This window comes from Citrobacter sp. Cpo091 (assembly GCF_030332645.1).
Taxonomy (GTDB): Bacteria; Pseudomonadota; Gammaproteobacteria; order Enterobacterales; family Enterobacteriaceae; genus Citrobacter; species Citrobacter portucalensis.
Window position 1 is genome coordinate 330148 of the sequence record NZ_JAOWHL010000028.1, and the last position, 23563, is coordinate 353710.

General features: G+C 50.1%; 24 protein-coding genes, 1 pseudogene and 1 other annotated feature. Of the genes and pseudogenes, 10 read left to right on the top strand and 15 right to left on the bottom strand.

The annotated features are described in order from the left end of the window. The first annotated feature begins 51 nt into the window (after positions 1-51). The gene (locus tag OGY04_RS05070; RefSeq protein ID WP_048235262.1) at positions 52-666 is read left to right on the top strand and encodes a serine acetyltransferase; all 615 of its coding nucleotides are present in this window, start codon (positions 52-54) and stop codon (positions 664-666) included. 277 nt (positions 667-943) lie between these two features. On the opposite strand, the gene OGY04_RS05075 is transcribed toward OGY04_RS05070, so the two are convergent. Both OGY04_RS05075 and OGY04_RS05080 read right to left on the bottom strand, forming a co-directional pair. After that, complete coding sequence (locus OGY04_RS05075) at positions 944-2953, bottom strand: acyltransferase family protein (RefSeq protein WP_286584879.1); 2010 nt, start codon at positions 2951-2953, stop codon at positions 944-946. 294 nt (positions 2954-3247) lie between these two features. Further along, the gene (locus OGY04_RS05080; protein ID WP_003020675.1) at positions 3248-3544 is read right to left on the bottom strand and encodes a YciI family protein; all 297 of its coding nucleotides are present in this window, start codon (positions 3542-3544) and stop codon (positions 3248-3250) included. A gap of 214 nt (positions 3545-3758) precedes the next feature. Here OGY04_RS05080 and tonB point away from each other — a divergent pair, with 214 nt between their 5' ends. After that, positions 3759-4487, top strand: coding sequence for a TonB system transport protein TonB (tonB, locus tag OGY04_RS05085; protein ID WP_168978222.1), 729 nt, complete (start codon positions 3759-3761; stop codon positions 4485-4487). 64 nt (positions 4488-4551) lie between these two features. On the opposite strand, the gene yciA is transcribed toward tonB, so the two are convergent. From yciA to OGY04_RS05105, 4 genes and pseudogenes are all read right to left on the bottom strand, one after another. Further along, the gene (gene yciA / locus OGY04_RS05090; protein WP_008784945.1) at positions 4552-4953 is read right to left on the bottom strand and encodes an acyl-CoA thioester hydrolase YciA; all 402 of its coding nucleotides are present in this window, start codon (positions 4951-4953) and stop codon (positions 4552-4554) included. 165 nt (positions 4954-5118) lie between these two features. Continuing rightward, a complete protein-coding gene (locus OGY04_RS05095) occupies positions 5119-5658 on the bottom strand; it encodes a septation protein A (protein ID WP_048235264.1) in 540 nt (179 codons plus the stop codon). A 54-nt stretch (positions 5659-5712) separates the two neighbouring features. Further along, entirely contained in the window at positions 5713-6456 is a 744-nt protein-coding gene (locus OGY04_RS05100) for a YciC family protein (RefSeq protein WP_003020663.1), read from the bottom strand. Between the two features lie 28 nt (positions 6457-6484). After that, positions 6485-6562, bottom strand: a pseudogene (locus tag OGY04_RS05105) (YkgJ family cysteine cluster protein); the annotation flags it as partial. 292 nt (positions 6563-6854) lie between these two features. On the opposite strand from OGY04_RS05105, the gene ompW reads away from it, so the two are divergent. From ompW to OGY04_RS05125, 4 genes are all read left to right on the top strand, one after another. Then, positions 6855-7493 (top strand): outer membrane protein OmpW, encoded by a 639-nt coding sequence (ompW, locus tag OGY04_RS05110; RefSeq protein WP_071446265.1) that lies wholly within the window; start codon positions 6855-6857, stop codon positions 7491-7493. A 423-nt stretch (positions 7494-7916) separates the two neighbouring features. Then, positions 7917-8633 carry a YebC/PmpR family DNA-binding transcriptional regulator gene (locus OGY04_RS05115; RefSeq protein ID WP_003020658.1) on the top strand — a complete coding sequence of 239 codons (717 nt, stop codon included), beginning with the start codon at positions 7917-7919 and terminating at the stop codon, positions 8631-8633. 604 nt (positions 8634-9237) lie between these two features. Further along, a complete protein-coding gene (locus OGY04_RS05120) occupies positions 9238-9513 on the top strand; it encodes a hypothetical protein (RefSeq protein ID WP_103285304.1) in 276 nt (91 codons plus the stop codon). Positions 9514-9699: 186 nt separating this feature from the next. Further along, entirely contained in the window at positions 9700-11172 is a 1473-nt protein-coding gene (locus OGY04_RS05125) for a GGDEF domain-containing protein (RefSeq protein ID WP_213752781.1), read from the top strand. Positions 11173-11204: 32 nt separating this feature from the next. Here OGY04_RS05125 and trpA read toward each other — a convergent pair whose 3' ends face one another. The 6 genes from trpA to trpL form a co-directional block, all read right to left on the bottom strand. Beyond that, complete coding sequence (trpA, locus tag OGY04_RS05130; protein ID WP_286584884.1) at positions 11205-12011, bottom strand: tryptophan synthase subunit alpha; 807 nt, start codon at positions 12009-12011, stop codon at positions 11205-11207. Continuing rightward, positions 12011-13204 carry a tryptophan synthase subunit beta gene (gene trpB, locus OGY04_RS05135; protein WP_003020645.1) on the bottom strand — a complete coding sequence of 398 codons (1194 nt, stop codon included), beginning with the start codon at positions 13202-13204 and terminating at the stop codon, positions 12011-12013. The genes trpA and trpB overlap by 1 nt, the downstream gene beginning before the upstream one ends. A 10-nt stretch (positions 13205-13214) precedes the next feature. Further along, the gene (trpCF, locus tag OGY04_RS05140) at positions 13215-14573 is read right to left on the bottom strand and encodes a bifunctional indole-3-glycerol-phosphate synthase TrpC/phosphoribosylanthranilate isomerase TrpF (RefSeq protein ID WP_502872410.1); all 1359 of its coding nucleotides are present in this window, start codon (positions 14571-14573) and stop codon (positions 13215-13217) included. A gap of 3 nt (positions 14574-14576) precedes the next feature. Then, positions 14577-16172, bottom strand: coding sequence for a bifunctional anthranilate synthase glutamate amidotransferase component TrpG/anthranilate phosphoribosyltransferase TrpD (trpD, locus tag OGY04_RS05145; RefSeq protein WP_286584887.1), 1596 nt, complete (start codon positions 16170-16172; stop codon positions 14577-14579). Continuing rightward, complete coding sequence (locus OGY04_RS05150; protein WP_100272383.1) at positions 16172-17734, bottom strand: anthranilate synthase component 1; 1563 nt, start codon at positions 17732-17734, stop codon at positions 16172-16174. The genes trpD and OGY04_RS05150 overlap by 1 nt, the downstream gene beginning before the upstream one ends. Before the next feature lie 23 nt (positions 17735-17757). Then, positions 17758-17852: a sequence feature (Trp leader region), on the bottom strand. Then, on the bottom strand, positions 17829-17873 hold the full coding sequence (trpL, locus tag OGY04_RS05155) for a trp operon leader peptide (protein WP_012905981.1): 45 nt from the start codon (positions 17871-17873) through the stop codon (positions 17829-17831). (Overlaps the previous feature by 24 nt.) 135 nt (positions 17874-18008) lie before the next feature. Between trpL and rnm the strand changes: the two genes are divergently transcribed. The 3 genes from rnm (at position 18009) to rluB (ending at position 20480) form a co-directional block, all read left to right on the top strand. After that, the gene (rnm, locus tag OGY04_RS05160) at positions 18009-18887 is read left to right on the top strand and encodes an RNase RNM (RefSeq protein ID WP_008784938.1); all 879 of its coding nucleotides are present in this window, start codon (positions 18009-18011) and stop codon (positions 18885-18887) included. Then, the gene (locus OGY04_RS05165) at positions 18884-19504 is read left to right on the top strand and encodes an L-threonylcarbamoyladenylate synthase (protein ID WP_003833336.1); all 621 of its coding nucleotides are present in this window, start codon (positions 18884-18886) and stop codon (positions 19502-19504) included. Before rnm ends, OGY04_RS05165 begins: the two co-directional genes overlap by 4 nt. Positions 19505-19604: 100 nt before the next feature. Further along, complete coding sequence (gene rluB / locus OGY04_RS05170) at positions 19605-20480, top strand: 23S rRNA pseudouridine(2605) synthase RluB (protein WP_003020625.1); 876 nt, start codon at positions 19605-19607, stop codon at positions 20478-20480. 83 nt (positions 20481-20563) lie between these two features. On the opposite strand, the gene cobO is transcribed toward rluB, so the two are convergent. Together cobO and OGY04_RS05180 are read right to left on the bottom strand one after the other, a co-directional pair. Beyond that, positions 20564-21154 carry a cob(I)yrinic acid a,c-diamide adenosyltransferase gene (gene cobO, locus OGY04_RS05175; RefSeq protein ID WP_167819988.1) on the bottom strand — a complete coding sequence of 197 codons (591 nt, stop codon included), beginning with the start codon at positions 21152-21154 and terminating at the stop codon, positions 20564-20566. Continuing rightward, complete coding sequence (locus OGY04_RS05180) at positions 21151-21912, bottom strand: YciK family oxidoreductase (protein ID WP_286584889.1); 762 nt, start codon at positions 21910-21912, stop codon at positions 21151-21153. The genes cobO and OGY04_RS05180 overlap by 4 nt, the downstream gene beginning before the upstream one ends. A 221-nt stretch (positions 21913-22133) precedes the next feature. On the opposite strand from OGY04_RS05180, the gene sohB reads away from it, so the two are divergent. After that, positions 22134-23180 carry a protease SohB gene (sohB, locus tag OGY04_RS05185; protein WP_032934465.1) on the top strand — a complete coding sequence of 349 codons (1047 nt, stop codon included), beginning with the start codon at positions 22134-22136 and terminating at the stop codon, positions 23178-23180. Positions 23181-23288: 108 nt separating this feature from the next. On the opposite strand, the gene OGY04_RS05190 is transcribed toward sohB, so the two are convergent. After that, positions 23289-23540 (bottom strand): YciN family protein, encoded by a 252-nt coding sequence (locus OGY04_RS05190; protein WP_003020616.1) that lies wholly within the window; start codon positions 23538-23540, stop codon positions 23289-23291. Positions 23541-23563 lie beyond the last annotated feature (23 nt).

Below are 23563 nucleotides of genomic sequence, written 5' to 3' on the forward strand. Positions count from 1 at the left end.
TTTTATTTCAGTGAGAACTGATACATTTTAACGATTAAACTACGAGACAGTATGATGGCATTCGACAAAATTAAAGCCGATACCCACCGTGAATTTGGTTATTTCTCATGGAGTAAACTAATAATTGGTACAGTAATTAGCAGAACATTCCGTATCATTGTGATGATGCGTTTATGCCAATACTGTGCGGTTTCGCGCACACCGCTGCGTATCATGCTCTATCCATTTAAGATCTTGCATCGGTGTGCTGCTCACATGTGCTCGATGGATTTTCCATCGAGCACACAGGTTGGTGCCGGGTTGGCTATCACTCATGGCTGGGGGATAGTGATATCGCCGAGTGCAAGAATTGGAAAGAACGTTACCTTATTTCATGGTGTAACTATCGGTCAGCGAGATACTATTCAGGGAGCAGGAACCCGCATCACGGGTTACCCCATTATTGAAGATGAAGTTTGGATTGGTCCAAATGCTGTCATCGTCGGCGGGGTTATCATTGGGCAAGGGAGTAAAATTGCTGCCGGGGCGTTTGTGACCGAAAGTATCCCGCCTTTTTCTATCGTTGTTGGTAATCCTGGTGTGATTGTTAAAACCGGGTGCATCCCAGACGTAATGAATAAAGCACCGTTGTTTCAAGAAAGAACTGTTGAAAAAACGGCAGCGTAAATTTCTCGCTGATTATACTTTTCTTTTTATTATCAATACGATGATTCTACATTCTGGGGCTAGTGGTTCATAATAGTGTGGTCAGGTATTACCCGTTATCCTATTCTGTTAGTTTATTGTCTTTTGAGGGAGGTCATTATGTGTACAAATCTTTTTGACAACGCTCGTCGCTACACTGACGAGAAAAAGTAACAACTAAAGCCGCTATCTGCGGCTTTTTTACTTGAGTGAATATTAGTATCCGAATGGATATGATCCCCATGTTTCTGGTCAAGCGTCAAAGTTGCAGGGCGTTAGTTGCCTCGGTATGTTCTGCTTGTTTAAATGCGCGTTGAAACATGGGGAGTAAAAGCGTACTGCCAAATGCACTTAGGTGGTTACTGTCTGAGTAAAGTGGACGTCCACCAGCATCTCCCCAACACCGCCCATCCTTGCAAAGATAGGGTAACGGATTGAGAATATTGACCCCGCAGCGCAGGGCCGCCTCATCTTGTGCTGCCCAAATGGCTGTTTGTCGCTGGTAATATTCATCGAGAGAAATAGATACTGTACTGTCTGACTGACCAAACATCAGTGCCCTGGCCATTGTATTAGGCACATCGACTGCCATTTCAGGAATAGGGCGGACCAGAAATACCCTCTGACTATTCTCTATGGAACACAGAGTTTTTACGAGTTGCTGGCTAAACTGCTGTGTTAAATTCTGATTGGGGTGTTCATTCGGTGTATCAAAAAATCCCATAGGAATATAAAAAAAATCGTCCTTTTCATTTTGTCCCAGGATAGCGAGGCTGCTTCTGTTGGCGATAAAGACGAGTTTATTTTTATATTCATTATTTAGTAAATTAATAGCTCGATCATTAAAAAGTTTACAGTCATCATTAATATCCTCTCTTCGTTTCATGCCTAACACTGTCGGACAGCTCGCATAGGTCATCTCAACAACCGCACCGGGTGCAGCCTCTGCGACAGCTGAAACCAGCATGCTTGCATGACTGTCTCCCAGGACAATGGCCGTTAACTCTCCTTTGCCATATCTGCACATAGGAGACTCGCTTCCTTTACCCGGCGCGAGCAGACATTTTTCAAATCGGACTGCGTAATCAAGTTTCGGGATCATCGCTAATTCAATTGCCGGGTTAATTCTGCCATCGACTTGCTGATAACGAGCCCCTGCGGCCATTCCACCAGTGCTCAAAATTAACAGTAATAGTACCCAGCTCTGTTTGCGTGCAGGGGTTAGCGCAAGCTGTTTGCGTGTCGGAATCTCTACGAGCAATAAAGAGATCTTTCCCAATAGCACACTCATTACAATGCCAGTAGCAATCCACCAGGGATTGTGATGTTTGTCGGCATAACTAAGCAGCACCGCAAGCGGCCAGTGCCACAGATAAATTGAATAAGAACTGGCACCTATCTGGCGAAAAATTGCCGTAGATGTAAATAATGATCGCTGGCGATTAGCCGCAAGAACCAGCACGGTCCCCAGCACAGGGACCACGGCATAACTTCCCGGCCATGGTCGTGTCGCATCCAGGAGTGTGACTGACAGGGCAATTAAAATAAAACCCACCAACTCTAGTATCCGGGCTGGGCGTTGCGACATAGAATGCCGACGAGTTAGCAACCATACACCTCCTCCAGCTAATAATTCCCAAATGCGGGTGGGGAGTAGATAAAACGCACTACCTGGGAGTCGAGGGCTCACGTAAATTGATAGAGCTAATGACAGTACGCCTGCGGCGATAAGTGCAAACTTAACACCCTGCCGGCCAAACCAGCGCCAGAGTAAAATGCAGCCAACAGGCAACAAAATGTAAAATTGCCACTCCACCGAAAGAGACCATGTGTGCAGCAACCTGTTTTCTCTGGAAGTGATATCGAAATAACCCGCTTCACGCCAAAACTTGAGATTGGAAACAAAAGTAAGCGCTGTGATCGCATTGATTGCCAGCACATAATAATCAGCGGTGGGCAACCAAAACCAACCCAAGAAAAGTAACGTGCTACATAATGCAATTAAGGCAGGAATAATTCGTCTGGCACGTGCCAGATAGAAACTCCATAATGAAAAATTGCCACGTTCAAGGCCGTTCACGATGATGGCGGTCATCAGGAAACCTGATATAACAAAAAAAACATCAACGCCGATAAAGCCACCGCTAAATCCGGGTACGCCAAAGTGATAAAATACGACCGCTAACACAGCCCATGCTCGCAGGCCATTGATATCATGGCGGAATGCTTTAGGAGAGGGAGAGGCGGGACGGAACGAATCAAAAGCCATAATTGACTAAAATCCCGTATATCGTGACAACGCAGCCTGTCTGCATTGTGACAAATTAATCTCGACAGATAATAAAATACACTGAGGTTGAGTAAGAAACAATCAATGACACGCTAATAAACGGTCGTAGCTACCTTTTATAAGGGTTCTTATCATTGCTTTGATATGCTGAATTAATGCATAGATACGAGAAGTGAGGGCGTTTAGACTAATGTGCACCTAAATGCGCCCTCAATGGCTATGTATTTTGCTTACTGTTCAGTATTTTTATAAATGAAAATGGCTTTTTTTTTGTCAAAATACTTTCTTGTAAGGTTTTACTGAAACCTGCGCATAAACGCCCGCCGCAACATACGGATCGGCTTCTGCCCACGCCTGTGCCGCCTCCAAAGATTCAAATTCGGCAATCACCGTCGAGCCGGTAAAACCCGCCGCACCGGGATCGTTACTATCGACCGCTGGCATGGGGCCTGCCGTGAGCAAACGACCTTCGTCATGAAGGAGTTGCAGGCGAGCCAGATGAGCAGGGCGCACGGAAAGACGTTTTTCGAGAGAGTCTGCGATATCTTGAGCGTAAATAACATACAGCACGGGTAGAGCTCCTTGAACGGTAAAAGTCGTTAATAACGTTATTGGAAAGGCCTAACAACTGCAACGGAAAGATAACTGATATGTTAAGGCCATACTCTGAAAGTGGTTTTTATCATAAAATCGCGTTTTAAATGTCAGTTAGCCCCACGGGCTTATTGAATATGATTGCTATTTGCATTTAAAATCAGGGTCTGGTTTTTTTACTGAAACGATTATGACTTCAATGACCCTTGATTTACCTCGTCGCTTTCCCTGGCCAACGTTACTGTCTGTCGGCATTCATGGTGCCATAGTGGCTGGTTTGCTGTATACCTCGGTACATCAGGTTATTGAACTACCTGCGCCAGCGCAGCCGATCTCTGTCACGATGGTCGCGCCTGCCGATCTCGAACCGCCTCAGGCCGTTCAGCCGCCGCCGGAACCCGTTGTTGAGCCTGAACCGGAACCTGAACCGATTCCAGAGCCACCAAAAGAGGCGCCGGTGGTGATTGAAAAACCGAAGCCCAAGCCTAAACCGAAGCCAAAACCGGTGAAAAAGGTGGAAGAGCAACCGAAACGCGATGTTAAACCAGCAGAACCGCGCCCGGCCTCCCCACTGGAAAATACGGCACCTACTCGCACAATGACCAATACCGCGCCGGCAACTACCAGCAAACCGGTGGTCAGTGCGCCATCGGGTCCACGTGCTTTAAGCCGTAATCAGCCTCAGTATCCGGCGCGAGCTCAGGCGCTGCGCATTGAAGGCCGGGTAAAGGTCAAATTTAACGTAACGCCGGATGGCCGGGTTGAAAATGTGGAGATCCTGTCTGCACAGCCTGCCAATATGTTTGAGCGTGAAGTGAAAAATGCGATGCGTAGATGGCGTTATGAAGCAGGCAAACCCGGTTCCGGGCTTGTGGTGAATATTGTTTTCAAATTAAACGGCACAACGCAGATCGAGTAAGCATCAGGCCGTCCGGCAATGATCAAGAGTGATGATTGCCGGATAGCAGTACTGACGTGTGCTATCAGACCAACGTGGGAATTGGACGCGGTTTCCCGTCTTTATCAACGGCAACGTAGATAAACAGAGCTTCGGTGGCCTTATAGCGCTGCCCAATAGGTTCAGAAGCGACCTTCTTCACCCAAACTTCAATATTGATGCTGATCGAGGTTGTCCCGCGTTTCACACAGCGCGCATAGCAACACACCACATCACCTACGGCGACCGGGCGCAAAAAGCTCATCCCTTCCACTCGCACCGTTACCACACGACCATGTGCGATCTCTTTGGCCTGAATCGCGCCACCTATATCCATTTGTGACATCAGCCAGCCGCCAAAAATATCACCGTTCGCGTTGGTATCGGCAGGCATGGCCAGAGTACGTAAAACCAGTTCACCCTGGGGAGTGTTATTCGTTGTTGTCATTGTAGAACCGACTATAGAGAAAGATTACAGGCGCGATGCTACTAGAATTTGTGCGTTGAGAACAGAGGTGATGCGGCGTGCAGAGCAGATGTAAGTCAGGTTGTCAGCACAATGGAACGCGAGGGGATAAAAATTCGCCAGATCCGCAGATCTGGCGAGCATGAATTATGATTTATCTTCTTGCGGCAGATGACGGTAAATATAGACCCCACTCAGCAGCGTAAAGAATAAAGTCAGGGCGGTCAGACCGAACACCTTGAAGTTGACCCAAATGTTCTGCGGTAGCCAAAATGCAATATAGATATTCGCCAGACCACACAGGATGAAAAATACGGCCCATGCTAAATTAAGTTTCGACCACACTGACTGCGGTAGGGTCAGCTCTTTACCTAACATGCGTTGAATCAGCGGCTTTTTCATCACCCACTGGCTAACCAGCAGAGCACCAGCAAACAGCCCGTAAATCACCGTTACTTTCCACTTAATGAATTCATCGTTGTGGAAAAAAATAGTCAGGCCACCAAATACGGCCACCAGGACAAAGGTGATTAACGCCATCTTCTCGACCTTGCGATAGCGAACCCAGCTGTAAATCAACACTACAGCCGTCGCGACAATCAGCGCCGAGGTCGCCGCATAGATGTCGTAAAGCTTATAAAAAGCAAAAAAGACAACCAGCGGTAAAAAATCAAGAAACTGCTTCATTCTTCGATTCCGTCATCAAAAGCACCGGGAACAAGCCCGGAATGCGTTCAGGGTTTATTGGCGAATCAGCATGTACAGGCGGAACAAATAGATCAGCAACACGGCGGAGATCATATTGCTCAGCGTATTCGCCAATACCGCGCCTACATTCGGCGTAAGTACTGCAAAACTTGGCGCAAAAAGCAACAGCAGCGTTTTTGCCAGCAACCAACCGATCACTGCCGGCGCAACCAGTCGCATATTGGACCACGCCAGACGCATACTGTTGCGCATCGCGGCAAAGACACCCATTTTGTCCTGTACCAACATCACCGGTGCGAGTGCCAGCAGGATCGCCAGCAGAATACCGGGAACAACAACCAGCATAATACCGATTTGCACCAGCAGAGTAGTCAGAAAAATCAGAATAAACAGCTTCGGTAACACTGGCGCACTGGCGCCGATGGCACGTAACGCACTGACGCGATGACCTGCTGAAATCAGCTGAATCATCAGGATGACCCCCCCGGCGAGGATGGCATTACCAATCAGACCGGAAAACGTCGACGCTGCGGATGCGCGTAGCAAAATTTGCTGTTGCTCCGGGGTCATGTTTTGCACCAGATCGAACAGCCCCACGCTGCTGGTTAACTGATCGCCTTCACTGAGTTGCGCAATTTGTGCGTCAGTGGGGGAAAAGGCATGCCCTAACACCACTGTGATAAACGCGCACAACAACGATACCAGCAAGATGGTAATGAATTGATTACGGAAAAAGTTTCCCGTGTCACGGTAAACGGATTTCGCCGTGATAGACATGCACTCTCCTTGAGTTTTGCAGGTGTTCATTTGCGGGCAATTGTACCCTGGATAACTCTACAGTGGCAGCATCGCGCGATGTATGGAAAAGCATATCTTTGTAAAGCTGCAGTAATTTTTGGCTATGACTTCAGCGTCGTGCATGAACGCTGTTTGTTATCTGCGCATCACGCGCAGATATCCATCAACCATCAGCAATGAGCTGGAGGTACTTGCACATTGAAAATATATCAAAATTGATCTGAATTAATTTAACCAGGATTTTGAATGCAAGTTCTAACTTAATCTGGATCAATAAATGTTAAATTATCAAAGTCAATGTGATCCATGTTAGATCACTTATTACTCCAATGTGGGTATATTCGTTCCGCTTTTATAACCATAACGATGGAGCGGACATGAAAAAATTAACAGTTGCAGCATTGGCTTTAACAACTCTTCTCTCTGGTAACGCATTTGCGCATGAAGCTGGAGAGTTCTTTATTCGTGCAGGTTCAGCCACCGTCAGGCCGACGGAAGGTGCAGGTGGTACGCTGGGCAGCTTAGGTGGCTTTGATGTCAGCAATAACACGCAGCTGGGTCTGACATTTACCTACATGGCAACCGACAATATCGGTGTTGAATTACTGGCAGCTACGCCGTTCCGCCATAAAATCGGCACTGCTGCAACGGGTGATATTGCCACCGTACATCATTTACCGCCGACGTTAATGGCGCAGTGGTACTTCGGTGACTCCAGCAGTAAACTGCGTCCGTACGTAGGTGTTGGGGTGAACTACACGACCTTCTTCGATGAAGGCTTTAACGATAACGGCAAAAAAACGGGGTTATCGGACCTGAGCCTGAAAGATTCCTGGGGTGCAGCAGGGCAAGTCGGTATGGACTATCTGATTAACCGCGACTGGCTGATTAACATGTCGGTCTGGTACATGGATATCGATACCACCGCAAGCTATAAAATGGGTGGCGTCCAGCAGCGAGACAGTGTACGCCTCGATCCGTGGGTGTTTATGTTCTCTGCGGGTTATCGTTTCTGATATTTACTGTAAAACACTTCTGCAAAACTGGTCGTCAAATGGCCAGTTTTTTTCCATTCTTTTCCTCGTGTATCGTTGTCTTGATCGGCCATTATTTTGCTCATCTGGCCTGACAAAATTTGTGTGTCGAAACCTCGCTATAAGCAGTGCAGCAGCAACTTTAATAGTAGAAGTGTTTGTCTGGAATATCACTTTTGTTTCTCTTCACTTATGCATTATTGCTGCGGACCATTTATTAAGAACAAAAAAGAACCAGAGGATAATTTATCAATAATGTTAAATATTGATAAAATTAAAGTAACATATAGTAAAATTCTAATATTTTTATTTTTAATAGACGAGGATTTATACGTCATGATATAATGTAATGCTAGGTTATTTACCTGTCGGCTATGTAAATGAATTTTTGAGGAGATCATTCCAGTGGGACGTAAGTGGGCAAATATTGTTGCTAAAAAAACAGCTAAAGACGGTGCAACGTCTAATGTATATGCAAAATTCGGTGTCGAAATTTATGCTGCTGCTAAACAAGGCGAACCAGACCCAGAATTAAATACATCTTTAAAATTCGTTATTGAACGTGCTAAACAAGCGCAGGTTCCAAAACACGTTATTGATAAAGCCATTGATAAAGCCAAAGGCGGCAGTGATGAAACGTTCGTGCAAGGGCGTTATGAAGGCTTTGGTCCCAGTGGCTCACTGATTATCGCTGAAACATTGACTTCAAATGTTAACCGTACGATTGCTAATGTCCGCTCAATTTTTAATAAAAAAGGCGGGAATATCGGAGCGGCTGGTTCTGTCAGCTATATGTTTGACAATACCGGAGTGATTGTTTTTGAAGGGACAGACCCTGACCACATTTTTGAAATTTTGCTTAATGCTGAAGTAGATGTTCGTGATGTAACCGAAGAAGAAGGAAACATCGTTATTTATACAGAATCTACAGATCTTCACAAAGGCATTGCAGCTTTAAAAGCCGCAGGGATTACTGAATTCTCTACCACAGAATTAGAGATGATTGCTCAATCAGAAATTGAACTTTCACCAGAAGATTTAGAAGTCTTCGCAGGGCTTGTTGATGCCCTTGAAGATGACGATGATGTTCAAAAAGTATATCATAACGTTGCAAATCTCTAATGATAGATTAAAAGAATCTGTCAATATGGCAGATTTTTTTAACTCATAAAGTTGTTATGGATAAGAATGTCTGGCCAGGTATGGCAATTCTAAAAAACAGATAAAAACCACTATCTTAAAAAATGTAATAATTAAAACCTCTGGTCTTAACTTCTTAGGTACGCAATAAACGTTATACGTCCAATATGCCCCGCGATATCCTGCATCCACTCAGCGCCGCTATGAACAATTGAGATGTTAACTCCATCATTCCAGATAATCCTGGTGTAAGCACAACGTGAGTTTCTCACTCATCACTGTCCCGACATTATCAGTGAAGCTTTACATCAGAAATTATGGTCCGCTTCACGCTCAGAGTAGTCTAACGATTGACAGTCTCAGACAGTATGGAAACAATGAGTGCATTATTATTACAAACTCGGATATTCTCCATCGTCATCAACTAAAAATATCTGATCTTCGCCAGAGATTTGCACGGAGCTGTCTGTTACCGTTTTCAGACAATATCCTTACTTAGACCCATCGTTTAAACAATCCCATCCTACCTTTCTCCCCTTTGATGTCGTGCTACTCTTTAAGCAAAACAATTTTGAGGATATTGCTGATGATGTTGACCCGCCATCTGCTACAGCAAAAAATCGCACTTCTGGAACCGTTCTCCGAAGATCAAACGGCAGCGTTTGCCGTAAGTGCTGCACGTGAGTTATTGCTTTACATGGATAAAATTGAGGCGCTGGAGAAACTTATTGCGACTCCAGTTACACTACCTTATTGCAGCGCCAGTCCGGTTTGTGAGATTGAGGCGGGCTATGCCGCAGGCGTAAACGACTGCCGCGAGGCCATTCGACGGGCAGGGTATCCTATTGAAGGTGATGATTAGTTTGCGTTTATGTTAACAATTATGTGCTTTTATTGTATAAAACTGTAACCTAAGCGCGCGGCTGCGGGCTACATCAACTTACCTGTATCGGGGTGGCGAACATTCTCTATCAACGTACAACGCTGTTATGCAACAACATAAACGGGTAACCGATTTGGCAATACTGTTAACTATCAGGGTGGACTCGTGAAGATTGTGCAGGATAAGCTCAGAAACAGGCAGGCACTGCTGGTATCAGGGCTCATTACGTTGATATTTACGTCGTTGTTTCTGTTTATTATTTATGAACAGCGAATGGCCGCTGCCAGCGAAGGTGTTAACCGCCTGCAAGCGCGCATGATGGACATTTTTAACGACAACGAGCTGATCGCCGATGCGATTGGCGAGCGCTACCACCATATCAAAACGGGTGATCAATGCGGAGATATTTCACAATTCGCCCCCCGGGATGAGAATGAATGGGGAATTAACGCCGACCCAAAGCGGCTGCATTCGGCAACGGGGACAATGGTTGCTCAGCAAACCAGCCACAACGCGCTGTGTATGTATACGGCGGCGGAGTTTATTCGCGGTATGGTCAATGAGCTAAACCCGGGCAGTTTTGATGCACATCGTTATATTATCGCCAAAAACTCAGATTATTTTTACTGGTTTATGGCTTCCGATTCGCGCAATTTCAGTTTCTCTAATTCTGAAATGGCGCGGGATATCACGCAATTTTTCTATCCCCCCGTCGATTTCTATACCCGACTGCTGCAGAAAAACGTCAAAAATAAAGCCCTCAGCTCAACGAATTTCTATACCGATAAAATTACCGGTGAGAAAGCTTACAGCGTGGTGAGTTATATCTACGATCTGTCTGGCAAAGAGATATCAGACCAAATCGTGGCTTATCTGGTCTATGACCATTCAAAGTCCGAATTGCAGGAAGCGTTAGCCCAGGCATTTGACTACCAAATTCCACCAGAATTGAACGTAGAATTGGTGAATTTGACCAACAATGAGAGTCTCTGTTTATCCGGTAAATGTACCGGTCAATCCCGCTTTATGGTGCGCAATTTTTCAGAGAAATATGCGCTGCACTATTCGCTTTCATTAGGCCGTTTTATGACGCGCGACACGCATGCAGGTATCGTGATTCTGCTGGCGCCGTTTTTCTTCATCATGATCAGCTTCTCGTTAAAATCATGGCTGAACGAAAGTGACCTCAAGGTTTATATTGATACCCTGACCGGTTGTTTTAACCGCCGAATTCTCGACATCATCAAGCGTCGGGATTTATCACACTGCTCGGTGGTGCTACTTGACTGTAATAAGTTCAAGGCCGTCAATGACACCTGGGGCCACGCGGCAGGCGATCGTGCGCTGCAAATTATCGCCAACAGGATGCTGTCAAACACCCGCACCAGTCACGATATTGTGATTCGTACCGGCGGGGATGAGTTTATGATCCTGCTGTTTCGATCGCAGGCAACTGACGCTATAGCAATCGCGCAACGTATTAGTGGGCAGGTGACCAGCCATGTGTTTGTGGTGGATGGCCATACCGTGCCATTGTCAGTATCGTGGGGGATTGCAGAGGTGAATGGTGAACTTGATGTGGCCATTCAGAATGCGGATAGCGCTATGTATAGAATGAAGCACACGAAAGAAGGATAAAACCGCCAGAAATTTCTGGCGGTTGATTTAGCTTATTGGTGGGTGGCGGCTTTCATCGTGCTGACAAACGCTTTCAGCTCAGCCAGCATCTGTTCCGGTGCCGCAACATTTTTCTCAATGATTTTCACAATTGCCGAGCCGGAAATTGCACCGGCAGCACCGGCTTCAATAGCACCAGCGACCTGTTCAGGCGCAGAAATACCAAAGCCCTGTAAAGAAGGTGGCGCACCATATTCTTTCAGCTTTTCAACCAGATGATGCAGCGGTAATGCTGCACGATTTTCGGCACCGGTTACACCTGCACGTGAAAGTAGATAAGTGTAGCCACGACCATAAGAGGCAATCTGGCGTAGCAGTTCTTCATCAGCGTTCGGCGGGCAGATGAAAATCGGCGCGATGTTGTGGCGGAGCGCTGCGGTTCTGAATGGTGCAGACTCTTCAACGGGAACATCGGCCACTAATACAGAATCCACACCCACTTTCTCACAATGGGCGTAAAATTCATCAATGCCCTTACTGAAGACCAGGTTGGCATACATCAGCAACCCAATGGGAATCGTCGGATGCTTCTGGCGAATCAGCGCCAGCATTTCAAAGCATTGCGACGGTGTAACGCCGGCGGCAAACGCACGCAGGGTGGCTTCCTGAATAGTTGGGCCATCTGCCAGCGGATCGGAGAACGGAATGCCGAGCTCAAGCGCGTCGGCACCGGCTTCAATCAGCGTATAAATGATTTTCAGTGACTGCTCAACAGACGGATCGCCCAGGGTTACGAAGGGGACAAAAGCGCCTTCTTTGCGGTCCTTCAGCTGTGCAAACAGGTTTTCGTAACGTTCCATCAGATTTCCCCTCGCGCTTTCAAAATATCGTGTACGGTGAAAATGTCTTTGTCGCCGCGACCGGAGAGATTAACCACCAGCAACTGCTCTTTTTCTGGATTCTCACGCATCATTTTCAACGCGTGCGCCAGGGCATGGGAGGACTCCAGTGCCGGGATAATTCCCTCGTGCAGACACAGCGTTTTGAAGGCTTCCAGTGCTTCATCATCGGTGATTGAAACATAATCGGCGCGACCAATGCTGTTCAGGTATGCATGCTGTGGCCCGACCGATGGGAAGTCCAGCCCTGCAGAAATAGAGTAAGACTCTTCAATCTGTCCTTCTTCAGTCTGCATCATTGGGGACTTCATGCCGAAGTATATCCCGACACGACCATGCTTCAACGGCGCGCCGTGTTCTCCAGACTCAATCCCGTGACCGCCTGGCTCTACGCCAATCAGACCGACGCTGGTTTCATTAATAAAATCGGCGAACATCCCGATGGCGTTAGAACCGCCGCCCACGCAGGCGATAACGGCGTCCGGCAGACGGCCTTCTTTTTCCAGAATCTGCGCCTTGGTTTCTTCACCGATCATGCGCTGGAACTCACGCACAATGGTCGGGAAGGGGTGAGGACCAGCCGCCGTACCGAGCATGTAGTGCGCGGTATCGTAGCTGCCAGACCAGTCGCGAAGCGCTTCGTTACAGGCATCTTTCAGCGTCGCGGAACCGCTGTGAACGGGGATAACTTCAGCGCCCATCAAACGCATACGGAAAACGTTAGGCGACTGACGTTCAACATCTTTCGCGCCCATATAAATACGGCATTTCAACCCCAGCAGTGCGCTGGCGAGAGCAGATGCAACACCGTGCTGACCCGCACCTGTTTCGGCGATGATTTCCGTTTTACCCATGCGCTTCGCCAGCAACGCCTGACCCAGCACCTGGTTGGTTTTGTGCGCGCCGCCGTGCAGTAAATCTTCACGCTTGAGATACAGCGTCGTATTGGTGCCTTGAGTAATGTTCTGGCACTTGGTCAGTGCGGTTGGGCGACCCGCATAGTTTTTCAGCAGATCTGTAAACTGCGCCTGAAATTCAGGATCCTTTTGCGCGCTGACAAAAGCTTCTTCCAGCTGGCGCAGGGCAGGCATCAGAATCTGTGGCACATACATACCGCCAAATTCACCAAAGTACGGATTGAGTAATGTTGTCATGTCCTTTTCCTTAATATGCGCGCAGCGTCTGAAAGACCGAAGCCAGAAGATGTGCATCTTTGATGCCCGGCTGTGACTCTACGCCAGAATTGAAATCGAGACCGGCACAGCCGGTTTTTGCCGCGTCAACGCAGTTATCTGCGCCGAGTCCGCCAGCCAGTAAAACGTTATCCAGCGATTGTCCGCCTAAAAGTGACCAGTCGAAGCGTTGACCGCTGCCGCCCTGGCCGTTGTCGAAGACGTATTTATCGACATGCTGATAATCACGGGCTGGCAACGTCTCGCTGACGCTGAGTGCCTTCCAGATTTGCACCTGTGCGGGCAGTAAGTCGCGCAGGGCGTCAACATAGGACTGGTCTTCGTTACCGTGCAGTTGCACGGCAGTTAGTCCCAGCTCCGCCGCTGTTGCGCTCACGTCGGCAATATCTGAGTTGCGAAACACCCCGACGTATTGCAGCGGCGCGCCGGTCATGGCCTCTCGCGCCTGTGCTACGTTGACCGCGCGCGGTGATGTGGGGACAAAAATCAAGCCGCCGTAAATGGCGCCCGCTTCGTATGCCGCATTTGCATCCTGAGCCCGGGTTAAACCGCAGACTTTATTCTCGCCGAGCAGTACGCGACGCACGGCGGTATGCAGATCGTCATGCGACATCAGCGCAGAGCCAATCAGAAAACCGTTGGCGAAGTGGCTGAGCTCGCGCACCTGACCGTAAGTATTGATGCCGGACTCGCTGATGACGGTCACACCGTGACCCAGACGCGGTGCCAGTTGACGAGTGCGATTCAGATCAATCGACAGGTCGCGTAAATCACGGTTGTTGATACCAACGACTTTGGCGCCCAGTGCGATAGCACGCTCCAGCTCTTCTTCGTTACTGACTTCGGTCAGTACGCCCATTTTTAGGCTGTGGGCGACGGCGGCGAGTTGACGATATTGCTCATCATCGAGCACCGACAGCATCAGCAAACAGGCGTCCGCCTGGTAGAAACGCGCCAGGTAAATCTGGTAAGGATCGATAATAAAGTCCTTGCACAGAATCGGCTGCGGTGCGATGCGGCTGACGATAGGCAGGAAATCAAAGCTCCCCTGGAAATACTTCTCATCGGTCAGTACGGAGATCGCGGAAGCATAATGTTTATAGATGCTCGCAATCTGTGCCGGATCGAAGTCATCACGGATCACGCCTTTTGATGGAGATGCTTTTTTGCATTCCAGAATAAAGGCGGTGCGTGCACCTTGCAGCGCATCGTAGAAATCACGTGAGCCAGGCTGAACATCATTTTGAAAGCTGGCCAGCGGTTGTTGCTGTTTGCGGGCCTCTACCCAAATCGCCTTGTCTGCGACAATTTTCGCTAAAACGGTTTGCATCATTTACCCTCTTGCTGCCAGTGCAGTGACGCGGTCATAGGCCGCACCGCTACGCAGTACATTAATCACGGTTTGCGCATTGGCTTTTAAATCTTCTTCACCGTGCAGGCGCATTAACATGGCGACATTCGCGGCAACAGCAGCTTCATGAGCGGCTTCACCTTTACCTTGTAACAAGCGACTAAGAATGTCACGGTTTTCTTCCGGCGTGCCGCCAGCCAGCTGTTCCTGGTGGTAAGGCGTCAAACCAAAGTCTTCTGCCGTCAGTTGATAACTCTTGATTTCCCCATCGTGCAGCTCTGCCACAATGGTCGGCGCATGCAGCGAAACTTCGTCCATGCCACCACTGTGCACCACGGCTGCTCGTTGATATCCCAGCACGCGCAGCGTTTCAGCAATCGGTAGCACCAGTTCCGGGCTGTAAACGCCGATCAGCGCCAGCGGCGGATGCGCCGGGTTAATCAACGGGCCGAGCACGTTAAACAGCGTGCGGGTTTTCAACTGCTGGCGTACCGGCATGGCATGGCGAAAACCGGTGTGATATTTCGGCGCAAACAGGAAGCACACCCCGAGGTCGTCTAGCGCCTGACGGGATTTATCAGCGTTCATATCCAGATTGATGCCAAATGCCGCTAACAGATCCGAAGAGCCAGACTTGCTGGAGACACTGCGGTTGCCGTGTTTGGCAACTTTCAGTCCGCAAGCCGCCGCAACAAAGGCGCTGGCGGTAGAAATATTGATGCTGTTGCTGCCGTCGCCGCCGGTACCGACAATATCGGCAAACAGATAATCAGGGCGCGGGAACGGGGCGGCGTTTTCCAGCAGCGCGGTTGCCGCACCGGCAATTTCATTCGGGTGTTCGCCACGAATTTTCATGCTCACCAGCGCCGCAGCCAGTTGTTCCGGCTTCAGTTCACCGCGAACGACTGCGGAAAACAGCTGGTGACTTTCCTGCTGGGACAGCGTCTGGGCCTGATACAGTTTCTCCAGAATGGGTTGCAGCGTATTGGTTTGTTCAAGCTTCTGTTGCGCCCAGGCCAGCGCTTGTTCCAGCAAACGCGCGCCCTGGGTGGTCAGAATTGATTCCGGATGGAACTGGAAGCCGCAGACGCGATCGGTATCGTGACGTACCGCCATCACCATGCCGTTAAAGTGGGCGTTAATGGTCAATCCAGCAGGTACGTTGCTGCCAACCAGCGAATGATAGCGTGCCACCGGCAGCGGATTCGCCAGACCAGAAAACATCGCCTGACCGTCGTGTTCAATGCTGGACGCTTTGCCGTGAAGGATCTCTCCGGCCTGACCCACATATCCACCATAGGCTTCAACAATGGCCTGGTGTCCCAGACAAATGCCGATGATTGGCAGCTTGCCGCGCAAACGGGTTAACAGCTCCGGCATGCAACCTGCCTCGCTTGGCGCGCCTGGTCCTGGAGAAAGCATCAGCACCGGATTTTTCATGGTTGCTAAGCGGTCAATCAACGTCTGGGCCGGAATATGGTTGCGGTAAATCACCACATTGTGACCATTAGTACGCAGCTGATCCGCCAGGTTATAGGTAAAAGAATCGATGTTATCAAGCAGCAGAATGTCAGCCATTAGAAGGTCTCCTGTGCGTGGTGCGCGGTAGCGATAGCACGCAGAACCGCGCGTGCTTTATTACGGGTTTCATCGGCTTCAGACTGCGGTACAGAATCCAGAACAATCCCGGCACCGGCTTGTACGGTGGCAATACCGTCTTCCACGAGGGCGGAGCGAATGACAATACAGGTATCCAGATCGCCATGCGCCGTGAAGTAACCTACCGCACCGCCGTAGCTGCCACGGCGACGACCCTCGGCCTCGGCGATAAGCTGCATGGCGCGAACTTTTGGCGCTCCGCTTAACGTGCCCATATTCATACAGGCGCGGTAAGCGTGCAGCACATCCAGATCGCTACGCAATTCGCCGACCACGCGCGAAACCAGGTGCATAACGAAGGAGTAACGATCGACTTTGGTGAGGTCAGCCACATAGCGGCTGCCAGGCGTACAGATGCGCGCCAGGTCGTTACGCGCAAGGTCAACCAGCATCAGGTGCTCAGAAAGCTCTTTATGGTCGGTACGCATCTCCAGCTCGATACGGCTGTCGAGATCGCGATCAAGCGAACCGTCCGCACGACGACCGCGCGGGCGAGTACCAGCAATCGGGTAGATCTCAATCTGGCGGCTGGTGGCATCGTATTTCAGCGAGCTTTCCGGGGAGGCGCCAAACAGCGTGAACTCGTTGTCTTGCATGAAAAACATGTATGGGCTGGGGTTACTTTTCTTCAGCACATAGTAGGCCGCCAGCGGAGATGGGCAGGGCAGCGAGAAACGGCGGGATGGCACCACCTGGAAAATTTCGCCCGCGCGAATCGCTTTTTGCATGCCACGAACTACGGCGCCAAACTCTTCATCGCTCTGATTGCACTCGCAGCGCATCTGCGGGACTTCAGTGACCGGCAACGGCGGCGCAGGCTCGGTAAGCTGCTGGCTCAATTGCGCCAGACGAGCATTAAGACGCTGTTTTTCCGCATCATTGGGGGTAAAAATACTGGCCTGAATACGGGTGCTTTTTTTCTGGTGGTCGATAACCATCAGCGTTTCTGCCAGATAGAAGCAGTAGTCAGGGCAACGGTTGCCCGCTTCAAGCTGAGGTAAATCTTCAAAACCGGCAACCAGATCGTAAGAAAACAGACCGCCGAAGAACATCGCTTCACGTTCTTGCGCTGGAACATTAACCAGCTCCTGCAATAAACGGAATGCATCAAATACGGACAGGGAGCATAAGCGGGCGTCTTCATCGAGCAGTGGGCTGACGGCAGGGAATCGCAGATGACGACCATTCGGCTGTTGTTCGTTCTCAACGCCAGCGGGCAGGGCAGCATCCAGCAGCGACAGCAGCGATGCGCCGTTTGCGGACAATGCCTGAATAGTGACAGTGTCACCGAGAGCGGTAATGCGTAATGCGCTGTCGACCAGCAGCAGGCTCTTCAGATCGTCTTTGCTGTCGATATCTGCAGATTCCAGCAGCAGTGTTGCTGGACGTGCGCCACACACTTGATGAAACAGCGCCGTCGGATTCTCACGGTAGGCGGCATCGCAGGCAAGCAGTTCGAGTGTCGGTTTTTGAGTTTGCATCGTTATTCTCATTAATTTTGTTCAAAAAAAAGCCCGCTCATTTGGCGGGCCGGGTATCTGGTTGCATATTGCAGACGTAAGACACTGCCCGAAATCAGGAAGTGCGCCACCAACCGTGCAGAACAAATGTTGCTTTCATCTCAGATACCTTCTTCATGTGAACTTGCGTACTAGTTAACTAGTTCGATGGAATAAAGTCAACACCTGATTTCAGTATATTTGTCGAAACCGCTATGATGGGCGTGATACGACATTTATTGAAACGGGAGCCGCCTTGAGCGACACGAATTACGCAGTGATTTATGACCTGCACAGTCATACTACAGCCTCCGATGGGCGATTAACGCCAGAAGCCTTAGTACACCGTGCGGTAGAGATGCGAGTCGGTACACTGGCGATCACCGATCATGACACCACGGCCGGCATTGCGGCGGCAAGAGAAGAAATTTCACGTTCAGGTTTAGCCTTAAATTTGATCCCTGGCGTCGAGATATCAACGGTCTGGGAAAACCATGAGATCCATATAGTGGGTCTGAACATTGATATCGCCCATCCCATGATGTGTGAGTTTCTGGCGCAACAAACGGAACGTCGTCAGCAGCGTGCACGCCTGATTGCTGAACGACTCGACAAAGCGCATATCCCCGGCGCGTGGGAAGGGGCGTTACGCCTGGCTGATGGCGGGGCGGTTACGCGGGGCCATTTTGCACGTTTCCTGATGGAATGCGGAAAAGCCACAACCATGGCGGATGTCTTTAAAAAATATCTTGCCCGTGGGAAAACCGGTTACGTTCCGCCACAGTGGTGTACAATAGAACAAGCTATTGATGTCATTCATCATTCTGGCGGTAAGGCTGTTCTGGCTCATCCTGGGCGGTACGATCTTAGCGCTAAGTGGCTGAAAAGACTGGTTGCACATTTTGCTGAACATCGCGGCGACGCGATGGAAGTAGCACAGTGCCAGCAGTCTCCCAATGAACGCACCCATCTGGCGACGCTTGCGCGTTCGCATCAACTGTGGGCATCGCAAGGGTCTGATTTTCATCTACCCTGCCCATGGATTGAGTTGGGCCGTAAACTTTGGTTGCCCGCAGGCGTAGAAGGCGTCTGGCAACTTTGGGAGCAGCCCGAGATCACAGAGAGGAAAGTATGAGCCAGTTTTTTTATATTCATCCCGAAAACCCGCAGCAGCGACTGATCAATCAGGCCGTTGAAATCGTGCGTAAAGGTGGGGTGATCGTCTATCCAACCGATTCCGGCTATGCGTTGGGCTGCAAAATTGAAGATAAAGGTGCCATGGAGCGCATTTGCCGCATCCGTCACCTGCCGGACGGGCACAACTTTACGCTGATGTGTCGTGACCTGTCCGAACTGTCGACCTATTCGTTTGTCGACAACGTGGCATTCCGTTTAATTAAAAACAACACGCCGGGTAACTACACCTTCATCCTGAAAGGGACGAAAGAAGTTCCGCGCCGTTTGTTGCAGGAAAAACGTAAGACCATCGGCCTGCGTGTGCCATCGAATCCGATTGCGCTGGCGCTGCTGGAAGCACTGGGCGAGCCGATGCTCTCTACATCGCTGATGCTGCCGGGCAGTGAATTTACTGAGTCAGACCCGGAAGAGATCAAAGACCGACTGGAAAAACTGGTGGATTTGATTATTCACGGTGGCTATCTCGGTCAGCAGCCGACCACGGTCATCGATTTAACCGACGATTCCCCGGTGGTGTTGCGTGAAGGCGTCGGCGACGTTAAACCTTTCTTATAAGGGCGCGAACCGCTATACTACGCGGCCTTAAAATGGCGCTGACTGGCGCCGTTGATTCTCCTGTTCGACGCCTGTGAAGGCGACATCTAAAGGAAGCTCTATGAGCGAAAAGTTACAAAAAGTGCTGGCGCGCGCTGGCCACGGTTCTCGCCGTGAAATCGAATCTATTATTGCCGCGGGTCGCGTGAGCGTTGATGGCAAAATTGCCACGCTCGGCGATCGCGTTGAAGTCACTCCGGGTCTGAAAATCCGTATCGACGGTCATCTGATTTCGGTTAAAGAGTCTGCAGAGCAAATCTGCCGCGTTCTGGCCTATTACAAACCAGAGGGTGAACTGTGTACCCGCAACGACCCGGAAGGTCGTCCGACCGTGTTCGATCGTTTGCCAAAACTGCGTGATGCTCGCTGGATTGCCGTAGGGCGTCTGGACGTGAATACCTGCGGTTTACTGCTGTTTACCACCGATGGTGAACTGGCTAACCGTCTGATGCACCCAAGCCGTGAAGTTGAACGTGAATATGCGGTACGTGTGTTTGGTCAGGTTGATGATGCAAAACTGCGCGATCTGAGTCGTGGCGTACAGCTGGAAGATGGTCCGGCGGCATTTAAAACGATCAAGTTCAGCGGTGGTGAAGGGATCAACCAGTGGTATAACGTCACGCTGACCGAAGGGCGTAACCGTGAAGTCCGTCGCCTGTGGGAAGCTGTAGGTGTACAGGTAAGCCGTCTTATTCGTGTTCGTTACGGTGATATCCCGCTGCCGAAAGGCCTGCCGCGTGGTGGCTGGACCGAGCTTGACCTCGCGCAGACCAACTATCTGCGTGAACTGGTGGAACTGAAGCCGGAAACGACCTCTAAAGTTGCCGTCGAGAAAGATCGTCGTCGCATGAAGGCAAATCAGATCCGTCGTGCGGTGAAGCGCCACTCACAGGTCGGTAGCAGCCGTCGTCCGGGTGGTCGTAGCAACAACGGTTAATTATGAGTAGGCCTGATAAGCAAAGCGCCATCAGGCGTTAGCGTGGAGCCGGATGCGGCGCAAGCGCCTTATCCGGCCTACTGTCAGTAATCAATCCCTATCTGGGCCTTCACGCCCGCTTCAAACGCATGCTTGACCGGGCGCAGCTCGCTGACCGTATCCGCTAACTCCAGAATATCGCGATGACATCCACGGCCGGTGATAATCACCGTTTGATGGGCAGGGCGCGCGTTTAGGGCAGTGATGACCTCTTCAAGCGGCAGATAGTCGTATGCCACCATATAGGTCAGCTCGTCCAGCACCACCATATCCAGTTTATCGTCGGCCAGCATCCGCTTACCGTGTTCCCACACGGCCATACAGGCCGCGGTGTCGGACTCACGGTTTTGCGTTTCCCAGGTAAATCCTGTCGCCATAACCTGAAACTCTACGTCGTGGGGTTCAAGTAAGTTACGTTCTCCGTTTGGCCACGTACCTTTAATAAATTGTACGACGCCGACTTTTTTACCGTGGCCCACCGCGCGCGTGGCGGTACCGAATGCGGCGGTGGTTTTACCCTTACCATTTCCGGTGAATACGATGATGATCCCGCGCTCGTCCGTAGCGGCGGCAACGCGTGCGTCAACCCGATCTTTTACGCGCTGTTGACGTTGCTGATAGCGTTCTTCACTCATTGGGCAATTCCTGGTTTACGGCCCGGCTGGGCGTCAAAAGTCATACCGGTTTTACGGCGGCTGTCATCGCCCATCAGCCACAGGTAGAGCGGCATAATATCGGCGGGAGTTTTCAATTTTTGTGGATCTTCCGTGGGGAATGCGCTGGCTCGCATGCCAGTTCGTGTTCCACCAGGATTGATACAGTTTACGCGCAGATGACGGTTTTGATACTCATCAGCCAGAACCTGCATCATCCCTTCGGTAGCAAATTTTGATGTGGCATACGCCCCCCAATTGGCGCGTCCCTGGCGGCCGACGCTGGAAGAGGTAAAGACCAGCGATCCGGCATCGGATTTGAGTAACAACGGCAGCAATGCCTGAGTCAACATAAAAGTGGCATTCACATTTACCTGCATCACATCCTGCCAGACCTGCGGGTTTTGTTCACTCATTGGGCAAATATCGCCGAGTAATCCGGCGTTATGCAGTACGCCATCCAGACGTGAGAAATGTGTGGCAATGCGCTGTGCAAGCTGGTGACATTCTTCAGAGGTACAGGTCAGTAAATCCAGTGTAAACCACTGTGGTTGTGTTCCGTTTTCATCGGCGATAGTGCGGGCAACCTGATGCAGTTTTTCTTCGTTACGCCCAAGCAGGATAACGGTCGCGCCATAGCGTGCATAGGTCTGCGCGGCTTCGCGTCCGATACCATCGCTGGCACCGGTGACAAGAATAATGCGGCCCTGTAAAAGGTCTTGTTTAGGTTGGTAATGCACGGCTACTCCTCGGCGACGCCCTGGCCATCTCGTTCGCAATAACTTTTGGGCTTTATGCCTTAAACCCTGTTCTTTTTCAATCAGCCAAAGGCAATAACACCGCAAAATGAACGCTTTGTCATGCTTTTTACTGATTCAGCACTGGATGTATGAAGCAAGACGAGGTGACACGCCTGTTGTACACTGAGCGGAAGTCGCGTTGTTTAACCAAGGTGGGTCTCGTGGAATTGTTGTCTGAATATGGGCTGTTTTTGGCAAAAATTGTCACTGTCGTGGTGGCTATTGCAGTGGTGGTGATGCTGATCGTAAACGCGACACAACGCAAACGTCAGCGTGGGGAATTGCGGGTTATTAACCTCAGCGATCAATATAAAGAGATGAAGGAAGACCTGTCGCTGGCCTTATTGGATGGGCATCAGCAAAAATTCTGGCATAAGGCGCAGAAAAAGAAACAGAAGCTGGAGGCGAAGGCCGCCAAGGCAAAAGCGAAACTGGGTGACAGTACGTCATCAGATAAACCCCGTGTATGGGTGCTTGATTTTAAAGGCAGTATGGATGCCCACGAGGTCAGCGCATTACGCGAAGAGGTGACGGCGGTGCTGGCGGTTGTTAAACCTCAGGATCAGGTGGTGGTTCGTCTGGAAAGCCCGGGCGGTGTGGTACATGGTTATGGCCTGGCTGCGTCCCAGTTACAACGCCTGCGCGATAAGCAGATCCCACTGACCGTCACGGTAGATAAAGTCGCTGCGAGCGGCGGATATATGATGGCCTGCGTGGCAGATAAAATTGTTTCGGCGCCGTTTGCTATCGTCGGCTCAATTGGCGTGGTGGCGCAGATCCCGAACTTTAACCGCTTCCTGAAAGGGAAAGATATTGATATCGAACTGCACACCGCCGGACAGTACAAGCGTACGTTGACGCTGCTTGGCGAGAACACGGAAGAAGGGCGGCAGAAATTCCGTGAAGATCTGAACGAAACACATCATTTGTTTAAAGATTTTGTCCATCGTATGCGCCCGACTCTGGACATTGAGCAGGTTGCCACGGGTGAACACTGGTTTGGTCAACAGGCGCTGGCAAATGGGCTGGTGGATGAGATCAATACCAGCGATGAGGTGATCCTCGGGCTGATGGAGGGTCGTGAAGTGTTGAACGTTCGCTATCTGCAGCGTAAAAAGCTGATGGATCGTTTTACCGGTAGTGCGGCGGAGAGCGCCGATCGTTTGCTGATGCGCTGGTGGCAGCGGGGGCAGAAGCCACTGATGTAAAATTGTCATTGCCGGATAGCGATGCTCACATATCCTATCCGGCCTACAAATAGGCATCAATGTAGGCTGGATAAGGCGTTGCCGCCATCCGGCAAATTATTTCTCGAGTTAATCGATCAAGTGATACTTTTCAGAAAGTACGTGCGCCAGGTGTTTAAACATATTAAACACAGCCGTACTTTTGGGCGTTGGTAGCCCTTGCTCGTCTAAAAAGTAATCTCCGCTGAAAACCAGCACGCCGTTTCGCTGCGTAACGCCGGTGGCGACAATCCCCGCCAGCGTGTCCTCATGCTCACGAATGATTTTGTTGGCTTCAATCAGCAGTGTTTCGCGATCGATGGGTTGAGTGTCTTTATGCATGATTTACTCCTTAAACAAGGACA

Coding starts and splice junctions, on each gene's coding strand:
- OGY04_RS05100 (WP_003020663.1), bottom strand. CDS start 6,456: ATGTCTATCACGGCGAAATCCGTTTACCGTGACACGGGAAACTTTTTC.
- OGY04_RS05150 (WP_100272383.1), bottom strand. CDS start 17,734: ATGCAAACTCAAAAACCGACACTCGAACTGCTTGCCTGCGATGCCGCC.
- trpA (WP_286584884.1), bottom strand. CDS start 12,011: ATGGAACGTTACGAAAACCTGTTTGCACAGCTGAAGGACCGCAAAGAA.
- cobO (WP_167819988.1), bottom strand. CDS start 21,154: ATGAGTGAAGAACGCTATCAGCAACGTCAACAGCGCGTAAAAGATCGG.
- trpD (WP_286584887.1), bottom strand. CDS start 16,172: ATGGCTGACATTCTGCTGCTTGATAACATCGATTCTTTTACCTATAAC.
- tonB (WP_168978222.1), top strand. CDS start 3,759: ATGACTTCAATGACCCTTGATTTACCTCGTCGCTTTCCCTGGCCAACG.
- OGY04_RS05190 (WP_003020616.1), bottom strand. CDS start 23,540: ATGCATAAAGACACTCAACCCATCGATCGCGAAACACTGCTGATTGAA.
- ompW (WP_071446265.1), top strand. CDS start 6,855: ATGAAAAAATTAACAGTTGCAGCATTGGCTTTAACAACTCTTCTCTCT.
- OGY04_RS05120 (WP_103285304.1), top strand. CDS start 9,238: ATGATGTTGACCCGCCATCTGCTACAGCAAAAAATCGCACTTCTGGAA.
- OGY04_RS05095 (WP_048235264.1), bottom strand. CDS start 5,658: ATGAAGCAGTTTCTTGATTTTTTACCGCTGGTTGTCTTTTTTGCTTTT.
- OGY04_RS05165 (WP_003833336.1), top strand. CDS start 18,884: ATGAGCCAGTTTTTTTATATTCATCCCGAAAACCCGCAGCAGCGACTG.
- rluB (WP_003020625.1), top strand. CDS start 19,605: ATGAGCGAAAAGTTACAAAAAGTGCTGGCGCGCGCTGGCCACGGTTCT.
- yciA (WP_008784945.1), bottom strand. CDS start 4,953: ATGACAACAACGAATAACACTCCCCAGGGTGAACTGGTTTTACGTACT.
- trpB (WP_003020645.1), bottom strand. CDS start 13,204: ATGACAACATTACTCAATCCGTACTTTGGTGAATTTGGCGGTATGTAT.
- OGY04_RS05070 (WP_048235262.1), top strand. CDS start 52: ATGATGGCATTCGACAAAATTAAAGCCGATACCCACCGTGAATTTGGT.
- OGY04_RS05075 (WP_286584879.1), bottom strand. CDS start 2,953: ATGGCTTTTGATTCGTTCCGTCCCGCCTCTCCCTCTCCTAAAGCATTC.
- trpCF (WP_502872410.1), bottom strand. CDS start 14,573: ATGCAAACCGTTTTAGCGAAAATTGTCGCAGACAAGGCGATTTGGGTA.